We start from the raw sequence: 14,404 nt of genomic DNA on the forward strand, positions 1-14,404 counted from the left end.
CGATCGATAGTGTCGGAGGCATGCAGGTTGACGCGGTGTACGAAAACGCCAGGCTGGTCACCGGCGACACCGCGCTGGCGGTGCTGCACGGCCGGATCGTGGCGCTGGGCGACGACGCGCGCGAACTGTCCGCCCGTCGCCGGGTGGATCTCGGCGGGGGTTTCGTCGCGCCCGGATTCCACGACGCGCACAACCACATGGCCTGGTTCGGCATGGGCCTGGACGACGTGCCGCTCAGCGACTGCCGCAGCGTCGACGAGATCTACGACGCGGTGGCGCGGCGCGCGGCCGAACTGCCCGCCGGGAGCTGGGTCGTCGGCAGCGGCTACGACCAGAACAAACTCGCCGGCGGCGAACACCCCGACCGGCACGGCCTCGACCGCGCCGCCCCCGGCATGCTCGTGCGGCTCAAGCACACGTCCGGCCACATGACGCTGGTCAACACCGCCGTGCTGGACCGGCTGGACCTCGCGAACGTCCCTGTGGGCGGCGACGTAGTCCAGTCCGCCGACGGCTCGCCGACCGGTCTGCTGCGCGAGCAGGCGCAGTTGCTGCTGCGCCCGCTGACGTACCCGACGCCGCTCGAATCGGTGGTCCGAGGTCTCGACCGGGCGAGCCGGCAGTACCTGTCGGAGGGCATCACGAGCGTCCAGGAAGCCGGAATCGGCGGCGGCCTGGTCGGCGAGACCCCTGCGGAACTGGCCGCGTACCAGCTCGCGCGCGAACGCGGAGTCCTGCGAGTGCGCGGCACGGTGATGGTCGCCGCGAGTGTCCTGCACGACCTGCCCGACGGCGCAGGCTTCGGACTGGACCTGGGCCTGCGCACCGGCCTCGGCGACGAGTGGCTGCGGATCGGCCCGATGAAACTCTTCGCCGACGGTTCGCTGGTCGGCCGCACCTGCGCGATGCACGAACCGTTCGACGGCGAACCGGACAACCGCGGCTACTTCCAGGTACCCGAGGACGAGCTGGCGCGCACCATCCGCCAAGCCCACGACGCCGGCTGGCAAATCGCGACCCACGCCATCGGCGACCGGGCCATCACGGCAGTCCTGGACGCCTACGAAGCCGCCCTGGCCGCCAACCCGCGCCCCGACCACCGGCACCGCATCGAACACTGCGCCGTACTCCCGCCCGCGGAGCTGACCCGCCTGGCCTCGCTGGGCCTGATCGCCTCCCCGCAAGGCCGGTTCGTGAACGAGCTAGGCGACGGCATGCGCGCGGCTCTCGGCGAAGCGCGCGTGCCGTGGTGCTACCGCCTCCGCAGCGTCCTGGACGCCGGATGCGTCCTGCCCGCCAGCTCAGACCGCCCCGTCGTCGACGGCGCCCCACTGCTGGGCCTCGCCGACATGGTCCACCGCCGCACGTCCACCGGCGAACCGTTCGCGGTAGAAGAAGCGCTGACCCCGGCGGAAGCCCTGCGCGCCTACACGTACGGCTCGGCCTACGCGACCTTCGCGGAGAGCTACCTCGGCACCTTGGACCCAGGCAAGCTCGCGGATTTCGTGGTGCTGTCCGCGGACCCACTGTCCACTGTGGAGGACGCTCGCGTGCTCGGCACGGTGGTGGGCGGAGAGCTCCGGTACGAGGCCGCGTGATGGGGATGGCGGTGTCGCGGTCGGCTGGCGGGCTGGTTTGCCTGCCAGTTGGCTTGGATGCTCGCCACCGCTTGGCGGCTTGCCCGCGTGCTCCCCGCGGTTCGGCGGCTTGCCCGCGCGCTCCCCGCGGTTCGGCGGCTTGCCCGCGTGCTCCCCGCGGTTCGGCGAGCAGCTTGCGCGGTCTTCGCTGCCCAGCGGTTGGCGTGCATGCCCGCCACCGCTTGGCCGCTCCCCGGTCGGCTCACGCGCCTATTCACTTGTCGATTCACCGATCAACCGTCACCAGCTCCTCCCGTCTCGTACCGCTCCGCACCGGCTCCGCCGCGCCGGATTCCTGCTGCCCTGCTCTGATACCTGCACCGTAGCCGCCACCACCGACAAAAAAAGGGGTGCCCGATGCCCGTTCGCGATGCCGTCTTCGAGGACGTCGAGGAGATCTGCAGCCTCATCGAGGAACACGCGGTCTACGAGGACAAGCACGACCTCAAACTCGACCGCGCCGAGATGAGCAGCCACCTGTTCGGTCCGGAGCCGAAGGCGTGGGTGCTGATGTGCACGCCGCCGGGACGTCCGGACGTCGTCGCGGGATTCGCCTTCTGCAGTTGGAATTTCTCCACGTGGGAAGGTCGTCCCGGCATTTGGCTGGACGATCTGTTCATCCGTCCGGAGCACCGCAGGCACGGGCTGGGCAGGGAACTGCTCGACGCACTCCGCGCCCGCACGACGGGGCGCGTCGAGTGGGACATGCAGGCTGGAAACGCCAAGGCGGAGGCGTTCTACGCGCAACTCGGCGCGGAGCCGGTGCCGGGCTGGATCCGCTACCGCTGGCGGCCGTGACCAGGCGGTCGAGGGACGGGCAGTGGTGAAGAGCCTGATGATCGCGACGGCGGGGAACCGGGGCATGGCCGGGTGTCGCCGGCCGCGCGACGTTCTCCGTGCCTGAGTACCGCTGACCGGCGCCTCGCGACAAGACCACGCGGCCCGCCGCCAGCGCCCTGACCGGCCGACCCCGGCAGGCTGGGCCCCGTATCGTATGCGGCATGGGAGATGGTTCCGTCCGGAGGTCGTCGTCGGTCGAGGACTACGTGCGGGTGATTTACGGACTGGTCGAACGGGGCGAGGCGGTCACCAACGCGTCGCTGGCCGGGCGGCTTGAGGTGAGTCCGTCGTCGGCGTCGGGGATGGTCACGAAGCTTTCGCAGCTCGGCCTGGTCGCGCACGTGCCCTACCGCGGCATCGAGCTGACCTCGGAGGGGCGGCAGCTCGCGCGGTCGGTGCTGCGCAGGCACCGGCTGATCGAGACGTACCTCGTCTCCGAACTCGGCTACACCTGGGACGAGGTCCACGCCGAGGCCGACGCGCTGGAGCACGCCGTCTCCGATCGGCTCGTCGACCGGATCGCGGCCAAGCTCGGCAATCCCGTGCGCGATCCGCACGGCGACCCCATCCCGGCTCCGGACGGCAGCGTCGAGGAACTTCCGATGCGCATCCTGGACGACCTGCCGCCCGGTGCGGTCGGCGAGATCGTCCGCGTGTGGGACACCGACCCGGACCTGCTGCGCTACCTCACCGAGCACGCGATCGGGCTCGGCGAGCGCATCGAGGTCGTCGAGCGGCAACCGTTCGGCGGGCCGATGGTGGTGAAGGTCGGACAGCCGCCGGACGCCGCCACGCACGCCATCGGCAAGGAGATCGCGCAGGCGTTGTCGGTCACCCTGCGCTGAGGGCTCGTGAGTGTTCACGCCGGTGAGAACCGGCGTAGCCACTCACCAGGCCTGCGCTGAGGAGCGTACGCGCGAGTGTCGCTGCCGGGCGGATGTGTGCGGCGGCGAACCCGCCGACGATGGTCGGCATGACCACTACCAAGCCGTTCCGCTTCGGCATCGTCGCCGGGTACGCCCCGGATCTGGAGTCCTGGACCGCGCAGGCCCGCCGGATCGAGGAGCTGGGTCTCGACACGATGTTCGCGACCGACCCGGTCGGCGGGCTCGACCCGTTGACGCTCGTTCCGGCCGCCGCCGCGGTCACCAGCAAGCTCACCGTCGGCACCTTCGTGCTGGCCGATCCGTTCCGCGACGCCCGGACCCTCGCGTGGCAGGCCGATTCACTGCATCAGGCGACGGGCGGCCGCTTCCTGCTGGGGCTGGGCGTCGGCCATCCCGGCGCGGGCAAGCACGCCGCGATGCTGGGCCGCGAGTTCCTTTCGCCGGGTGAACGCGTCGCCCGGTTGGCGGACACCATCGAGGTGCTTGCGCAGCGCCCCGAGCGGCCGCGGCTATTGCTCGCGGGTTCCGGGCCCAAAATGCTCGCGCTCGCCGCGCGCACCGCCGACGTCGTGACGTTTTCCTGGGGACCGCGCACGACCGAGGACCAGGCTGACTCCATTGTGGACACTTTTCGCTCGTTCGCGGGAAGCCGGGACGTCGAATTGGCGGTGAACCTCACCGCGATCGGGGACAAGTCTTCTCCGCAGCTCGCCCGCTACACCGGGGTTGACGTGCCGCAACTGGTCGCGGAGAAAGCTGTCACCGTGCTGCCGGAAAACCCTGACGCCGCTGGGGAAATGCTTCTCCGCTGGCGAGAGCGGTGGGGGATTTCCTGTGTCACGGTCAATTCCGGCTATGCGGAACCGTTTGCCGCGATTGCCCGGGCGCTCTCCGCACAAGGGTGAAAGCCCTTCCGATCATGCGTTGTCCGGCCTACGCTCCGAGGTTTCCCAGCGACGTGGTTCGGAGCGTGTGCGATGACCGGTCAGCGAACACCGACGATCGACCGGGGGAGTACAACAGGGCGGGATCTCGGGCAATTGCTCGAAACCGGCCCCTTCGCCGAAGCGCTGCGCGCGGCCATCCGGGCCCGCGGGCTCGGCCTTGAACGCATCAGATATCGGCTGCGGGGAAGGGGAACCACGGTCAGTCTCGCGACATTGAGCCACTGGCAGTCCGGCCGCTGCCGCCCGGAACGCCCGGAATCCTTGCGGGCACTGCGAAATCTCGAGCAGATCCTCGGCGTCCCGGACGGATCGCTGCGCAGGCTGCTCGGCCCGCCGCGTCCGCGCGGCCAGTTCCATCAGCCGGGCCCGCCGCTCTCCTGAGCGCGCCCGGCCGCGGCGGACGGCGAGCGCGCAAGCGTATCCCGACGCTTACGCACCGTCGTCCGCCGCGTTCGCCCGGGCCTGCCCGCGCGGCTTCTGCGGTAGTCCGTGAGGGTCCCCTTGGGGGGAATCAGATTCCGTCAAGGGGCCCTTCACGGACCTCCGCGAGGAGCGCGCCGGGCTTGGCGGGGGCGCTTCCCGCGCGGGTGAGCTGAAGCCACTGGCCCGCAAGGCGGCTTCTACGATCGGACCCATGCGTGCGGTCGTGATCGAAGAGTTCGGCGTGCTTCCCGAAGTGCGGGAAGTACCGGATCCGGTGACCCCCGACGGCGGGGTCGTCATCGAGGTCGAAGCGACCGGGGTGTGCCGCAGCGATTGGCATACCTGGCAGGGGCACGACGAGGCGGTGCGGCTGCCGCATGTGGCCGGGCATGAGCTCGCGGGGCGGATCGTCGAGGTCGGTGCGGGCGTCGTGGGCTGGACGAAGGGCGACCGGGTCACCGTCCCGTTCGTGTGCGCGTGCGGTGTCTGTGCCCAGTGCGCCAAGGGCGACCAGCAGATCTGCGACGACGAGTTCCAGCCCGGCGCGACCCACTGGGGTTCGTTCGCCGAGAAGGTCGCCATCGAGCACGCGCAGACGAACCTGGTCGCGTTGCCGGACTCGATGTCGTCGGCGGAAGCTGCTGCGCTCGGTTGCCGCTTCGGGACGGCTTTCCGCGCAGTGTTGCGTCAGGGCGGCGTACGCGCGGGGCAGTGGGTCTCTGTGTACGGCTGTGGCGGCGTAGGCATCTCTGCGGTCCTCTTGGCGACCGCTGCTGGTGCGAAGGTGGTTGCGGTTGACGTCTCGCCGCAGGCGCGTGCCGCGGCGGAGCGGTCTGGTGCTGTGTTGAGCGTCGACGCCAGCGCGTTTGACGGGCCCGAAGAGTTGGCCGCATACGTCCGTGAGCGCACTGACGGCGGTGCGCACGTGTCACTGGACTGTCTCGGCTCTCCGGCCACCTGTGCGGCTTCGGTGGGCAGTTTGCGCAAGCGCGGCCGGCACGTGCAGGCCGGGTTGATGCCGCCCAGCCAGGGAGTGCCGCCGATTCCGATGCATCGGGTGGTCGGCGGAGAGCTGGAAATCGTCGGGATCCACGGCTTGCAGGCGTACGAGTACCCCGAACTGCTGGGCGTGGTGGAGCGGTCCGGCATCGATCTGGCCGGGTTGATCGGCACCCGCATCGGACTGGACGGGGTGCCAGCGGCGCTTGCTGCGATGAGTGATCCGGTGCCCGCCCGGGCCGGGGTAACTGTCGTCGAGTTCGGGTGACGAATGGTGACCGGCAAACACCCTCGGTGGCGAGTCCGAGTTGTAGCTGGCCAAGGTCTGGCGGGAGCCGAGGCGGTGTGGAATTCTCCGAAGCTTGGCGGCAAGTGGCGAGGGGAACCCGCCGCAGGAGCGCCCGTCCGGGTGACTCCTGCGGCCACCGGCCGCGAGGTGGCGTGATGGAGCTGCTGCCGCGTCCGCGCCGGGAAATCACCCCGGGCGCGGTGCACGTCCCGGATTGGCTCACCGTTCAAGAACAACGCGACCTCGTCACGGCCTGTCGTGGCTGGCGCGGTTACCGGTCGACCCGGCTGCCGGGCGGCGGCGTGATGTCGGTGCGCACGGTCTGCCTGGGCTGGCAGTGGCGGCCGTACCGCTACGACCGGCTGCGCGAGGACGGTTCGCCGGTGGAGCCGTTCCCCGACTGGCTGGCCGACCTCGGCCGCCGCGCGCTCGCCGCCGCCTACGACCGGCCAGCTGAGGACTACCAGCCCGACGTCGCGCTCGTGAACTACTACGACGCCTCCGCGAAAATGGGCATGCACCAGGACAAAGACGAGCATTCGACGGAACCGGTGGTCTCGCTGAGCCTCGGCGACGCCTGCGTGTTCCGCTTCGGCAACACCGAGCACCGGAACCGGCCGTACACCGATGTCGAGCTGCGCTCGGGCGACCTGTTCGTGTTCGGCGGCCCGGCGCGGCTGGCGTTCCACGGCGTGCCGAAAACCCTGCCCGGCACGGCGGATCCGGATCTTGGCCTGACCGGACGGCTCAATCTGACGCTGCGAGTTTCGGGAATGTGAATCGGACCCGCTGCCCGGGCCGGAGCTGGGCGGCGAGATCCAGGTCGTCCTCGTCGACGACAGCGGCGACGGGATAACCGCCGGTTACCGGATGGTCAGCCAGAAACAAGATCGGCACACCGGAAGGCGGCACCTGGAGCGCGCCCGGCACGGCGGCTTCGGGGGCTAGTTCGCCGACACGGGCACGGGTCAGCGCGGGGCCGTCCAGCCGGACGCCGACGCGGTCGAGGTCACTGGTCACGGTGTAGGCACCAGTGAGCAAAGTGGACAGTGCGGACGGGGTGAACCAGTCCAGCCGCGGTCCGGGTTCCAAGCGCAGCAGCGGTTCTTCCGCGAGTCGGCGCAGCGGGGCGAGATCGACGCAAGGGCTGCGCTGCACCACCGAACCGATCGGCAGCGACATCCCGGCGGCGAGGACCGGCGGGCCGAGTTTGCCCAGCGTGTCGGTGGCTCGCGCGCCGAGCACCGGCGGGACGTCGAGGCCGCCGCGTACCGCGAGGTAGCTGCGCAGACCGAGCGACGCGACGCCCAGTTCGAGTTCGTCGCCAGGGCGCAGGACGATCGGTGCACCGACGGCCGCAGCACGTCCACCAGCGCGGATCGGCAGCTGTGCGCCGGTGACCGCGACGACGGTGTGTTCCGAAACCCGCAGCCGCAGGCCGCCGAGGGTGACCTCCAGTGCCGCGTGCGTTTCCGGGTTGCCGACGAGCCGGTTCGCCAGCTTCAGCGAACCCCGGTCGGCCGCGCCGGACCGGCCGACGCCGACTGCCGCGTATCCGGGACGGCCGAGGTCTTGCACGGTCGCGAACGGACCGGGCGCGAGGATCTCGATCTTTCCGGTCACCGAATCGCCTCGAACCGCACTCGGGTGCCCGGGACCAGCAGGTTCGGCTGCTCGCGGCCGACATCCCACACCTGGGCGTCGCTATGGCCGAGCAGGTTCCATCCGCCGGGCGACGGATGCGGGTAGATCGCGCTGTATTCGCCGGCGATCGCGACCGCACCCGCGGGCACGCGCGTGCGCGGCGTGCTGCGACGCGGCAGGTGCAGCACCGGATCGAGGCCGGTCAGGTAAGCGAAACCGGGTGCGAAACCACAGAACGCGGCGACGTAGGTGGCTGCCGAATGCCGTTGCACGACCTCGGAAACCGACAGCCCGATGGCCTCGGCGACGTCCGCCAGGTCAGCGCCGTCGTAGCGCACCTGCAAGGTGACGGTGTCCGCGGAGCGCTCCGATACGTCCACTGTGGACAGTGAAGCAAGCGAACGTGCCAGTGTGGCCGAATCGGTGCTGGTCCGGTCGAACCGGACCAGCAGGGTGCGTGCGGCGGGCACGAGTTCGACGACGCCCTCAGGCTGAGCGGCTTCGCAAGCCGCCTGGAACCCGAGTACGTCGTCGACCTCCACCAGCAACGCGGAACGGCCGTAGCGCAACACAGTGCTCGGCTGGCTCATCCGAACGACCTCAGCACGACGCCGGATTCGGTGAGCAGCTCGCGAATCCGCCGGGCCAGCTCGACCGCGCCGGGCGTATCTCCGTGAACGCACAGGGAATCCGCCCGCAGCGTGAGCTTGTTCCCCTCGACGTCGACGACTTCGCCGGTGTTCGCCATGGTGAGCGCACGCGCGGCGACTTCGTCGGCGTCGTGCAGCACCGCGCCTGGCAGTTTGCGCGACACCAGTCGTCCTTCCGGCGTGTACGCGCGGTCGGCGAACGCTTCTGCGTACGCGGGCACGCCCGCCGCTTGAGCTGCGCGCAGCATTTCGGAATCTGGAGGACACAGCAGTGCCAGATCGGTGTGATAGCGCCGTACGCCTTCGACAAGCGCAGCCGCCTGCTCCGGATCGACCGCAGCGGTGTTGTAGAGCGCGCCGTGCGCCTTCACGTAACGCACGCAACTGTGCGCCGCGCGCGCGAAGGCGTCGAGAGCGCCGATTTGGTACAGCACTTCGTCCGCGAGGTCTTCCGGCGCGATGTCGAGCGCGCGACGGCCGAAGCCGGCCAGGTCGCGGTAGCCGACGTGCGCACCGATGGTGACGCCGCGTTCGGCCGCGCGTTCGCACACGCGGCGCATCACGCTCGCGTCGCCCGCGTGAAAGCCGCACGCGACGTTCGCGCTGGTCACGATGTCGAGCATGGCTTCGTCGTCGCCCATGGTCCAGGCGCCGAAGCCTTCGCCGAGGTCGCTGTTGAGGTCCATGTCATCCCACCTGGTAATCGCGGTCGGGTCGGTCGGTCAAGAACATGTACCCGGGGGCGTGCGTGATGGCGAACGGCGGACGCGACGCCATCAGCGCCGCCTGCGGGGTGACGCCGCAGGCCCAGAACACCGGCACGTCACCGGGCCGAGCGTCGACCGGATCGCCGAAATCCGGCCGGGCGAGGTCGGCGATGCCCAGCTCAGCCGGGTCTCCGACGTGCACCGGAGCGCCGTGCACCGCGGGCATCGCGCCGGTGACGCGCACAGCGTCCCCGATCAGGGTTTCCGGGATTTGCCGCATCGACACCACCATCGGGCCGCTCAGCCGGCCAGCCGGTTCGCACTGCCGGTTCGTCACGTACATCGAAACGTTGCGGCCCTGCTCCACGTGCCGCAGCGGGATGCCCGCGGCGCGCAGCAACGTCTCGAAACTGAAGCTGCAGCCGATGGAGAACGCGACCAGGTCACTGCGCCACACCCCGGTGGTGTCGGTGATCTCGCTGGTCAGCGCGCCGTTGTGCCAGACCCGGTAGCGCGGCAGATCGGTGCGCAGGTCTGCGCCGGGAGCGAGCTTCGTGGTCGGATCGCCGGGTTCGCTGACGTCGAGCACCGGGCACGGTCGCGGGTTGCGGGCGCAGAACTCGCGGACGTCGTCGGCCCAGTCCGCCGGGACGGCGATCAGGTTCGTCTGGGCATAACCGTCGGCCCAGCCGGTGGTCGGGCGTTCGGTGCCGGCGCGGAAGAGCGCGCGGGCCTCGGCCGGGGTGAGCGTCGACGGATCGTAGGAAGTGGTCATGCCTCCACCAATTCCTTGCCTCGCGTTTCCGGCAGCCCGAGCAGTGCTGCCGCGGCGATCGCGTAGCCGACCGCACCGAGCACGATCGCGCCGCCAGCGCCGAGAAAGCCAACCACGGCGGGGAAAGCGGCACCGACCGCGCGGCCGAAGTTGTAGGTGAAGCCTTGTCCGGTGGCGCGCAGGGCGGTCGGGTACAGCTCGGCGAGGTACGCGCCGAAGCCGCTGAAGATCGCTGAAGTCGAGAAGCCGAGCGGGAAACTGATCAGCAGCATCAGGCCGTTCGCGCCGTAGGGCAGTTGCACGAACAGCACGATCAGCAGCGCCGAAACGACGGAGAACAGCAGGAACGTCTTCTTCCGGCCGAGCAGGTCGGTGAGGTAGCCGCCGCAGACGTAGCCGATGAACGCGCCAGGGATCAGCAGCGCGAAGTAGCCGCCGGTGTTGACCACGGACAGGCCGCGGCTGCTCTGCAGATACTTCGGCATCCAGGTGAACAGCGTGTAGTAACCGCCCTGGACGCCGGTCGCGAGCAGCGCGGCGAACACCGTGGTGCGCAGGAGTTCCGGCCGGAAAATCCCGGCGAGCGAGCCTTTGACCTTCGCGGAGACGCGGCGCGCGGACGCTTCCGGCGCGTCCTCGACACTGCGCCGCACCCACAGCACGAGCAGCGCCGGAATCACGCCGACCCAGAACAGCACGCGCCAGGCGATGTCCTGGTCGAGGACGCTGAACAGCACCGTGTAGACGATCACCAGCAGGCCCCAGCCGACCGCCCACGCGCTCTGCACGAACGCCACCGTGCGGCCGCGGTACTTGGCCGAGCAGTACTCGGCGACCAGCGCGGCGCCGACCGCCCATTCGCCGCCGAACCCGAGGCCCTGCAAACCGCGGAAGATCAGCAGCGTTTCGAAGTTGGGCGCGAAACCGCAGAGCACCGTGAAGATCGTGTACATCGCGATGGTCAGCTGCAGCGTGCGGACGCGGCCGATGCGGTCGGCGAGCACGCCTGCTCCGACGCCGCCGATCGCGGACACGACCAGCGTGACGGTGCTGAGCAGGCCCGCTTCGCCGGACGTGATGCCGAAGTAGGCGGTGATCGCGGCCAGGCCGAAGGGAAGGGTCTGGTAGTCGAACGAATCGAGGCCGTAGCCGCCGAACGCGCCGAGGAAGGCGCGGCGGCCCTTGTGGCCGAGCGAGCGATACCAGCCGAACGGGCGGGCCGCGTTCGCGGTGCCGTCGGCGACGTTGACGTTCATAGGGCACCTCACAAGGGGGACGAACTCATGGTGGCACGAGTCACATGGCCGCTACCGTACGGATCGTTCAACAATTCCACAAGTCCCTCATTTTATTGTTCACCGTCCGCTGGCTACGCTGGGCGACGTGGTCACCGACGGAGAGCCGATGGGCCTGGAAGCGGATCGCGGCCTGCTCGGCCGGACGAGCACCGCGGAGCGAGTCGCGGGCGTGCTGCGCACGCGCGTTTCCGAGGGGTACTTCCTGCCGGGAGTACGGCTTTCGGAGCAGGACATCGGCAGCGCGCTCGGGGTCTCGCGGAACACGCTCCGTGAAGCTTTCCGGCTGTTGACTCACGAACGCCTGCTGGTGCACGAGCTGAACCGCGGCGTGTTCGTGCGGGTGCCGAGCGTCGGGGACGTCCGCGACATCTACCGCGTCCGCAAGATCATCGAATGCGCGGCGGTCCGCGACGTGACCGAGAAGCCGGCGGCATACGAGAAGATCGCCAGCACCGTCGCGGACGGCGATCGCGCGGCGAAGCAGGCGCAATGGCAGGACCTGGGTACCGCGAATATCCGTTTCCACGCGGAGCTGGCGGCGCTCAGCGGCAGCGAGCGCATCGTCGAGCTGATGCAGGCGCTCGCCGCGGAGCTGCGGCTGGTGTTCCACGTGATGGCCGACCCGCGCCGCTTTCACGAGCGGTATCTGCCGCGGAACCACGAAATCCTGGACGTGCTCGCGACCGGCGACGGGATCGCTGCGGCGGAGATGCTCGCCGGCTACCTCGACGACGCCGAGGCGCAGCTGGTCGAGGCCTACGCGGAGTTGTCCGGGACCCGCTGAGCGGTTCGGCCGAAACCGGCCGGTTTGCCCGGGAAGGCAGCGAGAATGGCCGTTCGGCCCCTCCTGTCACCGGGAAGGCTCCACGGCGCACGCGGCCTGGCTACCTTCGGCAGTGGGCCGCGTGAGCGTGCCGCCCCGGGCGCCGGGACCCCCAGCCGACGCGCGGAGGCCGGCCCACGGCCGGGCGGAAGACCTTGGTTCCCGCCCGGCCCACGCGGTGTCCGCGGCGGGCCGTGGCCACCGGGGGGAGGTCACGGCCCGCCGTCCTTCCTTCGTCCGCAGTGTCCATAGTGGACGACTACTGGTTCACCGACCATTTCTGGTTGACGTTCCCGGTGCACGTCCACAGCTGCAGTTTCGTCCCGTTGGCCGAACTGACCCCGGCGGCGTCGAGGCACTTGTTCGCGTGCGGGTTGACGATGTCGTGCGCGGCGGTCACGACCCACTGCTGTGCGTCGCTGTTGTTGCAGTCGTACATCTGGACCGGGGTGCCGTCGGCGGTGCCGGAGTACTTGACGTCCATGCATTTGCCGAGCGCGCGAATGGTCCCGTCGCCGCCGATCGTCCAGTCCTGCGCGGCGTTGCCGTTGCAGTCGGTGATCTGCAACTGGGTGAAGTTCGCCGGATTGGCCCAGGGCACGTCGACGCATTTGCCGCCGATGCCGATGATCCGGCCGCTCGACCCGCCGGTGCCGCTCGTGGTCACGTGCACGTAGTCGACGACCAATTGCTGCGGGAATTGCGTGCCGCCGTCCGGATCACCGGGCCAGTCGCCGCCGACCGCGAGGTTCAGGATCAGGTAGAAGGGATGGTCGAAGACCCAGCGGTTGCCGTTCAGATCGGCGGGGGTGCGGGTCTGGTAGGCGTTGCCGTCGACCGACCAGACGATCTTGTTCGGCGACCAGTCGACCGCGTAGGTGTGGAAAGCGTCGGCGAAGACCGGACCGTTGTACGCCGCGCCGATGCCGCCTGCTCCGGAGTAGCCGGGGCCGTGGATGGTGCCGTGCACGGTGTTCGGCTCGCGGCCGATGTTCTCCATGACGTCGATTTCGCCGTCGTTAGGCCAGTTTCCGCCGCCGAGCATCCAGAACGCGGGCCACATGCCCTGGCCGCGCGGGATCTTCATCCGGGTTTCGACGTGCCCGTAGGCCTGGCTGAATTTGCCGGCGGTGTTGAGCCGGGCGGAGGTGTACTGGCAGGTGCCGTACCAGCAGGTGTGCCCGGAGTTTTCGCGTTTCGCGGTGATCACCAGGTGGCCCTGGCCATCGAGCGCGCCGTTCGCGGCTCCCGCGGTGTACCACTGGCGTTCGTGGTTGTTTCCGTTGTTGTCGCCGGTTTCGTAGGTCCATTTCGACGCGTCGGCGGCGGCTCCGGCGGGTCCGTTGAAATCGTCGGTGAAACTGTCGGCGGCCGCCGCGGTGGGCGGGGCCAGTACGGCGGGCGCGGCCTGGAGGCCGAGCGCCAGCAGCGCGGCCGCGGCGAGTGCGGTTGGGAGACGTCTGAGGAAACTGGGCATGCGTGGTCACCTCGGTTTCGGGGAGGAACCTAAAGCCAGGGAGTGCTTTGTTGTGGCGGGCAACAAAGTAGGAGAAGTATGCCTGGTCTGGACCTCTGCGGCAATGGTCACGCTCGGTTCAGCGGGTCACCTGGCCGAGGGTAAGGCTGTCCCCACCGCGGTGACGCCAGTCGGCACCATGGTTCGCCGGCAGCCGCCGTCCTACGTTCGGAAGTGCCAGCCGAGAACGGACGACGGAGAGAGGCCGAGATGACGGCGGGGACGGATCTTCGACCACCGCGGGTGCCGCCCGCAGCGGACCGAACGAAACGGGTCGAGCCGAAGAAGCACTGGTGGCGGCGGCCGTGGGTGGGGCCGTTGGGACTGGTGGTGGTCGCGTTCCTGGCGTATTCGCTGCCGCCGTATCTGGCATTCGATCCGGCGCGGTCACGGGTGCCGTCGACGTTCCCCGCGCACTACTTGTTCCTGGTGGGGCACGTGGTGTTCGGATCGGTCGCGATGGTGACCGCGGCGCTGCAGATCTGGCCGTGGATCCGGCGGAAGTACCCGGTGCTGCACCGCTGCTCCGGCCGCGCGTACGTGTTCGCCGGCGTGCTGCCCTCCGGGCTGCTGGCGTTGACGATCGGCGCGGCGACTCCGTTCGGGCCGGTGACCCGGGCCAGTGACGTGCTGCTCGCCGTGGTGTGGCTCGGTACGACGTGGGCGGGCTATCGTGCCGCTCGCGAACGCCGGTTCGGCGATCACCGGCGCTGGATGGTCCGCAGTTTCGCGCTGACGATGTCGATCATCCTCAACCGGCTGATCGGCCCGATCGCGGCGATCTTCCTGGAACCGCAGCTCGCCACCACGTTCGGCGGCAGCGAAATCGCGCTGGGGCAGTCGATCGCGGCGCTCGGGGCGTGGGTGAGCTGGACGGTCGCGCTGATCGCGGCGCAGCTGTGGCTCGACCGGAAGCCGAACCGCCGCGCGAGTGTTTAGCCCTGGCTGAATAGTTTGTCGTCCGCGCCG

General features: G+C 69.7%; 15 protein-coding genes. 9 read left to right on the forward strand and 6 right to left on the reverse strand.

Annotated elements, in window-relative coordinates; translation table 11 throughout:
- Positions 1-20 precede the first annotated feature (20 nt).
- The 7 genes from H4281_RS04365 (at position 21) to H4281_RS04395 (ending at position 6,801) form a co-directional block, all read left to right on the forward strand.
- Positions 21-1,598, forward strand: a complete 1,578-nt coding sequence (locus tag H4281_RS04365; RefSeq protein WP_182889588.1) for an amidohydrolase — start codon at positions 21-23, stop codon at positions 1,596-1,598.
- Between the two features lie 396 nt (positions 1,599-1,994).
- Entirely contained in the window at positions 1,995-2,435 is a 441-nt protein-coding gene (locus H4281_RS04370; protein ID WP_043830620.1) for a GNAT family N-acetyltransferase, read from the forward strand.
- Between the two features lie 203 nt (positions 2,436-2,638).
- Entirely contained in the window at positions 2,639-3,322 is a 684-nt protein-coding gene (locus tag H4281_RS04375) for a metal-dependent transcriptional regulator (protein ID WP_009083739.1), read from the forward strand.
- A gap of 128 nt (positions 3,323-3,450) precedes the next feature.
- Positions 3,451-4,269: an LLM class flavin-dependent oxidoreductase gene (locus H4281_RS04380; RefSeq protein WP_182889589.1), complete on the forward strand. Its 819-nt coding sequence runs from the start codon at positions 3,451-3,453 to the stop codon at positions 4,267-4,269.
- A 72-nt stretch (positions 4,270-4,341) separates the two neighbouring features.
- On the forward strand, positions 4,342-4,692 hold the full coding sequence (locus tag H4281_RS04385) for a DISARM anti-phage system protein DrmE domain-containing protein (protein ID WP_182889590.1): 351 nt from the start codon (positions 4,342-4,344) through the stop codon (positions 4,690-4,692).
- 253 nt (positions 4,693-4,945) lie between these two features.
- Positions 4,946-6,001 carry a zinc-dependent alcohol dehydrogenase family protein gene (locus H4281_RS04390; RefSeq protein WP_182889591.1) on the forward strand — a complete coding sequence of 352 codons (1,056 nt, stop codon included), beginning with the start codon at positions 4,946-4,948 and terminating at the stop codon, positions 5,999-6,001.
- Positions 6,002-6,174: 173 nt separating this feature from the next.
- Positions 6,175-6,801 (forward strand): alpha-ketoglutarate-dependent dioxygenase AlkB family protein, encoded by a 627-nt coding sequence (locus H4281_RS04395; protein WP_182889592.1) that lies wholly within the window; start codon positions 6,175-6,177, stop codon positions 6,799-6,801.
- Here the strand turns inward: H4281_RS04395 and H4281_RS04400 are convergent.
- From H4281_RS04400 to H4281_RS04420, 5 genes are read right to left on the reverse strand one after another with little or no spacing between them, the layout of a single operon-like run.
- Positions 6,770-7,645: a 5-oxoprolinase subunit C family protein gene (locus tag H4281_RS04400; protein ID WP_182889593.1), complete on the reverse strand. Its 876-nt coding sequence runs from the start codon at positions 7,643-7,645 to the stop codon at positions 6,770-6,772. The genes H4281_RS04395 and H4281_RS04400 overlap by 32 nt on opposite strands.
- Positions 7,642-8,256 carry a 5-oxoprolinase subunit B family protein gene (locus H4281_RS04405; protein WP_182889594.1) on the reverse strand — a complete coding sequence of 205 codons (615 nt, stop codon included), beginning with the start codon at positions 8,254-8,256 and terminating at the stop codon, positions 7,642-7,644. The genes H4281_RS04400 and H4281_RS04405 overlap by 4 nt, the downstream gene beginning before the upstream one ends.
- Positions 8,253-9,002, reverse strand: coding sequence for a LamB/YcsF family protein (locus H4281_RS04410; protein WP_182889595.1), 750 nt, complete (start codon positions 9,000-9,002; stop codon positions 8,253-8,255). The genes H4281_RS04405 and H4281_RS04410 overlap by 4 nt, the downstream gene beginning before the upstream one ends.
- Before the next feature lies 1 nt (position 9,003).
- Positions 9,004-9,798: a putative hydro-lyase gene (locus tag H4281_RS04415; protein ID WP_182889596.1), complete on the reverse strand. Its 795-nt coding sequence runs from the start codon at positions 9,796-9,798 to the stop codon at positions 9,004-9,006.
- Complete coding sequence (locus tag H4281_RS04420) at positions 9,795-11,054, reverse strand: MFS transporter (RefSeq protein ID WP_182889597.1); 1,260 nt, start codon at positions 11,052-11,054, stop codon at positions 9,795-9,797. Before H4281_RS04420 ends, H4281_RS04415 begins: the two co-directional genes overlap by 4 nt.
- A 148-nt stretch (positions 11,055-11,202) precedes the next feature.
- Between H4281_RS04420 and H4281_RS04425 the strand changes: the two genes are divergently transcribed.
- Complete coding sequence (locus H4281_RS04425) at positions 11,203-11,880, forward strand: GntR family transcriptional regulator (protein WP_182890208.1); 678 nt, start codon at positions 11,203-11,205, stop codon at positions 11,878-11,880.
- Between the two features lie 298 nt (positions 11,881-12,178).
- Here the strand turns inward: H4281_RS04425 and H4281_RS04430 are convergent, their stop codons facing one another.
- Positions 12,179-13,396, reverse strand: a complete 1,218-nt coding sequence (locus tag H4281_RS04430; RefSeq protein ID WP_182889598.1) for a glycoside hydrolase family 16 protein — start codon at positions 13,394-13,396, stop codon at positions 12,179-12,181.
- 249 nt (positions 13,397-13,645) lie between these two features.
- On the opposite strand from H4281_RS04430, the gene H4281_RS04435 reads away from it, so the two are divergent.
- Positions 13,646-14,374, forward strand: a complete 729-nt coding sequence (locus H4281_RS04435) for a DUF2306 domain-containing protein (RefSeq protein WP_182889599.1) — start codon at positions 13,646-13,648, stop codon at positions 14,372-14,374.
- Positions 14,375-14,404 lie beyond the last annotated feature (30 nt).

It is taken from the genome of Amycolatopsis dendrobii (assembly GCF_014145675.1).
GTDB classification, from domain to species: domain Bacteria; phylum Actinomycetota; class Actinomycetes; order Mycobacteriales; family Pseudonocardiaceae; genus Amycolatopsis; species Amycolatopsis dendrobii.